This is a genomic window from Kitasatospora sp. NPDC091257, from assembly GCF_044757675.1.
Classification (GTDB): Bacteria; Actinomycetota; Actinomycetes; order Streptomycetales; family Streptomycetaceae; genus Kitasatospora; species Kitasatospora lactacystinica.
This window is the reverse complement of sequence record NZ_JBIVVI010000343.1, coordinates 1-7,637: the sequence shown is the minus strand read 5'-3', so window position 1 is coordinate 7,637 and position 7,637 is coordinate 1. Positions and strand designations below refer to the sequence as shown.

The 7,637-nt window shown below is 74.0% G+C and carries 5 protein-coding genes; all 5 read left to right on the top strand.

Annotation, left to right across the window (positions count from 1 at the left end; translation table 11 throughout):
• Positions 1-739 precede the first annotated feature (739 nt).
• The 5 genes from ACIQOV_RS17830 (at position 740) to ilvD (ending at position 7,477) form a co-directional block, all read left to right on the top strand.
• Positions 740-1,966: an SUKH-4 family immunity protein gene (locus ACIQOV_RS17830; protein ID WP_401049491.1), complete on the top strand. Its 1,227-nt coding sequence runs from the start codon at positions 740-742 to the stop codon at positions 1,964-1,966.
• Between the two features lie 239 nt (positions 1,967-2,205).
• A complete protein-coding gene (locus tag ACIQOV_RS17825; RefSeq protein WP_401049489.1) occupies positions 2,206-3,168 on the top strand; it encodes a Ppx/GppA family phosphatase in 963 nt (320 codons plus the stop codon).
• Between the two features lie 667 nt (positions 3,169-3,835).
• Positions 3,836-4,639, top strand: coding sequence for a sugar phosphate isomerase/epimerase family protein (locus ACIQOV_RS17820; protein ID WP_380542246.1), 804 nt, complete (start codon positions 3,836-3,838; stop codon positions 4,637-4,639).
• 46 nt (positions 4,640-4,685) lie between these two features.
• A complete protein-coding gene (locus ACIQOV_RS17815; protein WP_401049488.1) occupies positions 4,686-5,492 on the top strand; it encodes a class I SAM-dependent methyltransferase in 807 nt (268 codons plus the stop codon).
• A gap of 140 nt (positions 5,493-5,632) precedes the next feature.
• A complete protein-coding gene (gene ilvD, locus ACIQOV_RS17810; RefSeq protein WP_401049486.1) occupies positions 5,633-7,477 on the top strand; it encodes a dihydroxy-acid dehydratase in 1,845 nt (614 codons plus the stop codon).
• Positions 7,478-7,637 lie beyond the last annotated feature (160 nt).

Genomic DNA, 7,637 nt, shown 5'->3' with positions numbered 1-7,637 from the left:
TTTATTGATCCGGCCCCCCCCGATATCTACACCACTACCAACACTCTTTCCCAACACCACGCTCTTCCGATCTCCCCTCGGAAGGGGAGGAAGCGCGGAACTGGGAGCGGTGCGCAGGAAGTCGACCAGGCCGACTTCCTGCGCGGCGGCCTGCCGCGCTGGCCCTCGGCGGTGGAATGCGCGGTAGCGGGAGGGGTCCGCGTGGGGAGTCGACCTCGCGGACTTGCCGCACGGTGGAATGCGGGGCAGTGGAAGGAGCCCGCGTGAGAAGTCGGCCCGGCCGACTTTCTGTGTGCATTCGGGATGGCTGGGTTCGAGTCTGGCAGAAATATGTAGACCGACCGACATATTCGTCGGCGGTGATGCGTGAGAAGTCGGCCGGGCCGACTTCTCACGCGGATCCGGTCCGGGCGGGCTTGGGTCTGCGCGTGAATATGTAGACCGGACGTCATATTTGTTCTTCCGGGGCCGGTCGCCGGGCGGCAGGGGATGTGGACGCCCGCGTGGGAAGTCGGCGGGGCCGACTTCTCGTGCATGAGGGGGTGCGCTTCCGGTGCTTGGTGCTTGGTGCTTGGTGCGGGCGTGGGGCGCGGGCGTAGGGTCGCGGGTCGGGCCGGGATGGGCGGCGGGGAGTGGACGGGACGGGGGTGGCCGGGTGATTTCGCGGGCGCAGGCGGTGGAGGCGGGGCACCGGTGGGTCAACGGGGATCTGCCGCAGGGTGCCGGGACGGTGCGGCGGGTGTGCACCCACGAGTTCGAGCTCGGCTGGGTGGTGTGGGCGGAGCCCGCCCGGCTGGTGGTCGACCCGCGCACGGGGGAGCGGCGGGCGCCCGAGGAGGTGGGGGCGGCCTGTGCCGTGGTGGACCGGGAGAGCGGACGGTTCACGGTGTGGCCCTCGGTGCCGGTGGACGAAGTGGTCGGGCTGTACCGGGACTTCGTGGGCGCCGGCGGCTACGATCCGACCCTCCCGCCGGCGACCGGCCGGGGTGCCCGGGCCGAGCTGACCTACCGGGACGACACGGGTGAGGAACGGTCGCTGGCCCTGCGCTCCGCGGCGGGCCTGCCGCACCCGGCGTTGCGCGGCTGGTGGTGGCTGCGCGAGCAGGGTGTGGCGGCCGAGGACGTGCTCGCCGTCCGGACCGACCTGCGGATGAGCGCCCTGCCCGGCGGCTACTGGTCGTACGCGCTGACCGCCGAACTGCCCCATGCCCGGATCGACTTCGAGCTCCCGTACGGCCCGCGCTTCGACCACCGGGCCGCCGCCGTACGGGCGCTGCCCGCGTCGCCGGACGGTCCGGTCCGCAACCGGGTGCCCTTCCCCCGCGCACCGGGCGGGGCACACCCGGCGGGCGAGGCGGCCGACGAGTCCGACAGCGCGCTCGCCGCCCGGCTCGCGGAGCGGTTCGGCCCGGCGGGCGTCCAGCGCTTCGAGCCGGCGGACGTCGCCCGCGCCGAACTGCCCGGGGACGCGGCCGCGCTGCTGCTGGCGGTGGGCGTCCCGGTGGCGGTGCCGGGGCTCTTCGCGCTGCACCACCCGGGCACGGAGGCGATCGCCGACGGCACCCGCCAGGGCACCGTCCTGCCCCAGCTCGCCGCGCAGCTGGCCGAGTCCGGGCGCGGCACCCGGGCGGCCGAGCGGGAGCGCCTGGCGCTCGCCGGGCAGTTGGTGCTGGGGACGGACGGCTGGGCGCTGCTGGCCCTCGGCCCGGTGGACGGCGCCGTCCGGGCGGTGGACCCGGACTACGCGACCGTCCGTCACTGCAATGAGAGCCTGCGCGCCTTCGTCCGCTGCCTGGAGGTGTTCGCCGGCTGGTGGCCCGTTCTGCGCGGGCTCGACCCGGTGGCTGCGGGTGGGGCGGTGGACGTCCTGCAACGCGCGCTGGCGGAGGTGGACGGCACGGTGTTCGCGGACCCGGAGAACTGGTGGGCCGTCATCGTGGAGCAGCTGTGGGACGGCCTGTTGTGACGGTCGGCCGTCACAACAGGCCGGCCGTCACCGGTACCGTCGCCCACCCGCACCGCCGGTACCGTCGCCCACCCCGCCGGCACCCTGCCCGCCCGCGCGGCCACTGAGCGCCCGGACGGTCCGGGCGCGGACGACCCGGGCCGCCGGATCGCCGTCGGTCCCGCCGCCCGGTCCCGGACCAGCGCGAATACCGTCACACCCCCTCTCACCAGGGTCCGCATCGCGTAGCGTGGAGAGTTATGCGACTCGGTGTGCTCGACGTAGGTTCCAACACGGTCCACTTCCTCGTGGTGGACGCCCATCCGGGCGCTGCCCCGCTGCCGGCCTACTCGCACAAGGCCGAGCTGCGTCTGGCCGAGCTGCTGGACGCGGACGGCGCGATCAGCGCGGCCGGCGTCGAGCGGCTGGTCGGCCATGTCGCCTCCTCGCTGCGGGTCGCCGAGGACAAGGGCGTCGTCGACATCCTCCCGTTCGCCACCTCCGCCGTGCGCGAGGCGGCGAACGGTGAGGAGGTGCTGCGCCGGGTGGCCGCCGAGACCGGCGTCGAGCTGCGCGTGCTCTCCGGACAGGACGAGGCCCGGCTCACCTTCCTGGCCGTCCGCCGTTGGTTCGGCTGGTCCTCGGGCCGGCTGCTCAACCTGGACATCGGCGGCGGCTCGCTGGAGATCGCCTGCGGCCTGGACGAGCAGCCGGATGTCGCCTGCTCGCTGCCACTGGGCGCCGGCCGGCTGACCGCCCGCTGGCTGCCGGGCGACGTCGCCGACCCGGAGGTGCTGCGCGAGCTGAGACGACACATCCGGGCCGAGCTGGCCGCCGTGGTCGGCGAGATCAACCGTCTCGGCCCGCCGCGGCACGCGGTCGCCACCTCCAAGACCTTCAAGCAGCTGGCCCGGATGACGGGCGCCGCCCCCGCCGACGCGGGCCCGTACGCCGACCGCCGGCTCACCCGCAGCGGGCTGGCCTCCTGGCTGCCCCGGCTGTCCGCGATGACCGTCGCCGAGCGTGCCCGGATCCCCGGCGTCTCCGAGGGCCGGGCCAAGCAGCTGCTGGCCGGGGCGCTGGTCGCCGACGCCGCGATGGACCTGTTCGGCCTGCAGGAGCTGGACGTCTGTCCGTGGGCGCTGCGCGAGGGCATCATCCTGCGCCGCCTGGACGCCATGGACAGCCCGGCCGACCGCCGCCGCCCGGCGCTCACCCCGTAACCCGGCCGCGCCCGAACGCCGGCCGCGCCCGAACGCCGGGCGCGCCCGAACGCCGGGCGCGCCCGAACGCCGGCCGTCGATCGACCGCGGCCGGGTCAACGTGCCGATGGTCACTGCGCCGGTCATCCCGCCCCGTTCGCAGCGTGCTCCGCTTACGCTGTCTCCCGTGGTGCAACCAGCGGGCGAGGACGGAACGCAGGAGGGCCGCACTCCCGGGAGCGGGCAGTCGCGGTCGGACGGTCCGCGCCGCCGGCTCGGCAAGGCGGTCGCGGGCGCCACCGCCGCCCAGGCCGCCAAGCAGGCCGCGAAGGCCGTCAAGGCCGCCCAGCGCACCGCGAAGACGGCAGCGGCGAAGACCGCGAAGCCGACCGCGGCGGGTCCGGCGAAGACGGCGAAGACGGCGAACACGGCGGACACGGCGAAGACGGCCACCGCACGGAAGCGCACCGCACAGCAGCACACCGCGCAGCAGCCCGCCACCGGGAGGAGCACCCCGAACAGAGCCGCCGCGAAGCCCGTCCCGAAGGAGACCCGCACCGCCCGGGCCGCCGGCGCCGCCAAGGCCGCCGTCCAGTCCGTCCGCTCGGTCAAGGCCGCCAAGCGCGACGCCGCCCGCCCGCCGCTGCTGCGCACCACCGACCGGCTGGTGCTGCCCCGGCACCCGGCCCTGCACATCCCCGACACCAAGGTGGTGCTGTCCACCGCCTCGGTGTACCCGGCGAGCACCGCCGTGGCCTTCGAGCTGGCCGCCAAGCTCGGCTACGACGGGGTCGAGGTGATGGTCTGGAACGACCCGGTCAGCCAGGACATCGACGCCCTGCGCCGGCTCTCCGACGCCCACCGGCTGCCCATCCTGGCCGTGCACGCGCCGTGCCTGTTGATCACCCAGCGGGTGTGGACCACCGACCCGTGGACCAAGCTGGTCCGGGCCCGGGCGGCGGCCGAGAAGCTGGGCGCGAGCGCGGTGGTCGTCCACCCGCCGTTCCGCTGGCAGCGCCAGTACGCCAAGGAGTTCGTCGAGGGCATCAACCGGATGGCGGGCGAGACGGACGTCCGCTTCGCCGTCGAGAACATGTACCCGTGGCGCTACCGCGACCGCGAGATGCTCGCGTACGCGCCGGGCTGGGACGTCACCGACGAGGACTACCGGCACTTCACGATCGACCTCTCGCACGCCGCCACCTCCCGGATCGACACCTTCGCGATGGTCGAGCGGATGGGCGACCGGCTCGCCCACGTCCACCTGGCCGACGGCAGCGGCTCCGGCAAGGACGAGCACCTGATCCCCGGCCGCGGCAAGCAGCCCTGCGCCGAGCTGCTGGAGCACCTCGCCCGCACCGGTTTCGACGGCCACGTGGTGCTGGAGGTCAACACCCGGCGCTCGGCCTCCCCCGCCGAACGCGAGGCCGATCTGGCCGAGGCCCTCGCTTTTACCCGCTTGCACCTGGCCACCCCCTCGCGCGTACGCTGAGCCGTCCGGCCGGATCGGGCGCGAACCGCCCTACCGAGGGGGAGAAGTGACGAACGATCAGAACGCAGGCGGGGCCGGCGGCTTCAGTGAGGTCCGCAACTTCCGCGAGCTGGCCGGGAGCTTCGGCGCGGTGGCCGCCGCGTACGACCGCGGCCGCCCCGGCTACCCGGAGGGGCTGTTCGACGAGCTGGAGCGGCTCTGGGGCCGCGGGCTCAAGGGCGCCCGGGTCCTGGACGTCGGCGCCGGCACCGGCATCGCCACCCGTCTGCTGGCCGCCCGCGGCGCGGACGTCGTCGCGGTCGAGCCCTCCGCCGGGATGGCCGCGCAGTTCCAGGCCGTCTCGCCGGACCTGCCGCTGGTCCGCGGCGTCGGCGACGACCTGCCGTTCCACGACGGCTCCGCCGACCTGGTCACCTACGCCCAGGCCTTCCACTGGACGCATCCCGAGAAGTCCGTCCCCGAGGTGCTGCGGGTGCTGCGGCCGGGCGGCGCCGTCGCGGCCTGGTGGAACGTCTTCGACGAGAGCGTCCCGTGGGTGCGCGCCCGGGACGAGCGGTTGTGGGCGGCGCTGTCGGGCCGCTACCACGGCTACCGCCGGATCGCCGAGCTGACGGTGCCCTTCGCCGCCGCCGGGCTGGAGGTCTCCCGTGCCGAGCTGCGCTGGCAGCGGCAGGTGCCGGTCGAGCAGGTGGTCGACAACCTCACCTCGCGCTCCTACTTCGCCTCGCTGGACCCCGAGCGGCGCGAACCGCTGCTCGCCGCCGAGCGCGCGGCGCTGCTGGCCGAGTTCCCGGACGGACAGGTGGTCGAGCCGTACGTCCTGGACCTCACCGTGGCCGTCAAGCGGGACTGACCGGGGAGGCCCGCCGCCTGCCCGCATCGCGGACGGAGCGTCCGCCGGCCGGACGGCGGGCGTAGGCTCGGTACCCACAGCGGCCCCCGGACCCTCCCAGCAGCGGGGTGCCCGCGAGAGCCCCGAAGGAGTGGAGCACAGTGCCCGAGCTGAGGTCCCGTACGGTCACCCACGGTCGCAACATGGCAGGCGCCCGGGCGCTTCTCCGGGCGGCCGGCGTAGCCCGCGAGGACTTCGGCAAGCCGATCATCGCGGTCGCCAACTCCTTCACCGAGTTCGTGCCCGGGCACACCCACCTCCAGCCGGTCGGCCGGATCGTCTCCGAGGCGATCAAGCGGGCGGGCGGCATCCCGCGCGAGTTCAACACGATCGCCGTGGACGACGGCATCGCGATGGGCCACGGCGGCATGCTCTACTCGCTGCCCTCGCGGGACCTGATCGCCGACTCGGTCGAGTACATGGTGAACGCGCACTGCGCCGACGCCCTGATCTGCATCTCGAACTGCGACAAGATCACCCCGGGCATGCTGATGGCCGCGCTGCGCCTGAACATCCCGACCGTCTTCGTCTCCGGCGGCCCGATGGAGGCCGGCAAGGCCACCCTGGTCGACGGCACCGTGCGCAAGCTCGACCTGGTCGACGCGATCTCCCAGGCGGTCAACGAGAACGTCTCCGACGAGGACATCGCGATCATCGAGGAGAACGCCTGTCCCACCTGCGGTTCGTGCTCCGGCATGTTCACCGCCAACTCGATGAACTGCCTGACCGAGGCGATCGGCCTCTCGCTGCCGGGCAACGGTTCGGTGCTCGCCACCCACACCGCCCGCCGCGCCCTCTACGAGGACGCCGGCCGGACCGTCGTCGAGATCACCAACCGCCACTACGGCCAGGACGACGCCTCGGTGCTGCCCCGGGCGATCGCCACCCGCGCCGCCTTCGAGAACGCCATGGCCCTGGACATCGCCATGGGCGGCTCGACCAACACCATCCTGCACCTGCTCGCCGCCGCCCAGGAGGCCGAGCTGGACTTCGACCAGCGGGCCATCGACGCGATCTCCCGCAAGGTGCCCTGCCTGTCCAAGGTCGCGCCGAACGGCTCGTACTACATGGAGGACGTGCACCGGGCCGGCGGCATCCCGGCCATCCTCGGCGAGCTGTACCGGGGCGGTCTGCTCAACGAGGACGTCCACACCGTGCACGCCGACTCGCTCGCCGAGTGGCTCAAGACCTGGGACGTGCGCGGCGGTTCGCCCTCCGCGGAGGCCGTCGAGCTGTGGCACGCCGCCCCCGGCTGCGTCCGCTCCGCCGAGGCCTTCTCGCAGTCCGAGCGCTGGGAGTCGCTGGACACCGACGCCGCCAAGGGCTGCATCCGCAGCGTCGAGCACGCCTACTCGGTCGAGGGCGGCCTGGCCGTGCTGTACGGCAACCTCGCCGAGGACGGCTGCATCGTGAAGACCGCCGGCGTGGACGAGTCGATCTGGACCTTCAGCGGCCCGGCCGTCGTGGTCGAGTCCCAGGAGGACGCGGTCGAGGCGATCCTCGCCAAGCGGGTCAAGGAGGGCGACGTCGTCGTCATCCGCTACGAGGGCCCCAAGGGCGGCCCGGGCATGCAGGAGATGCTCTACCCGACCTCCTTCCTCAAGGGCCGGGGTCTGGGCAAGGCCTGCGCGCTGGTCACCGACGGCCGCTTCTCCGGCGGCACCTCGGGCCTGTCCATCGGCCACGCCTCCCCGGAGGCGGCCTCCGGCGGCACCATCGCGCTGGTCGAGGACGGCGACACCATCGCCATCGACATCCCCGGCCGCCGGATCTCCCTGGAGGTCCCGGAGGAGGTCCTGGCGGAGCGCCGCCGGGCCCTGGAGGCCGCGGGCGGCTACCGGCCGAAGAACCGCGACCGGCAGGTCAGCCAGGCCCTGCGCGCCTACGCCGCGATGGCCACCTCCGCCGACAGGGGCGCCGTCCGCGACGTGTCCAAGCTCGGCTGACCCGGCCGGGCCCGCACGGAACGGCACCGGGCCCGCACGGAACGCCGCCGGGCCCGCACGGAACGAGGAGGAGCCGTCCCACCGGCCGGGACGGCTCCTCCGCCGTGTGCGGCGGTCGGGTGATAATCGACGGCGCTGGCGCTCGCGGGCGAGTGCGTGG

Coding starts and splice junctions, on each gene's coding strand:
- ACIQOV_RS17825 (WP_401049489.1), top strand. CDS start 2,206: ATGCGACTCGGTGTGCTCGACGTAGGTTCCAACACGGTCCACTTCCTC.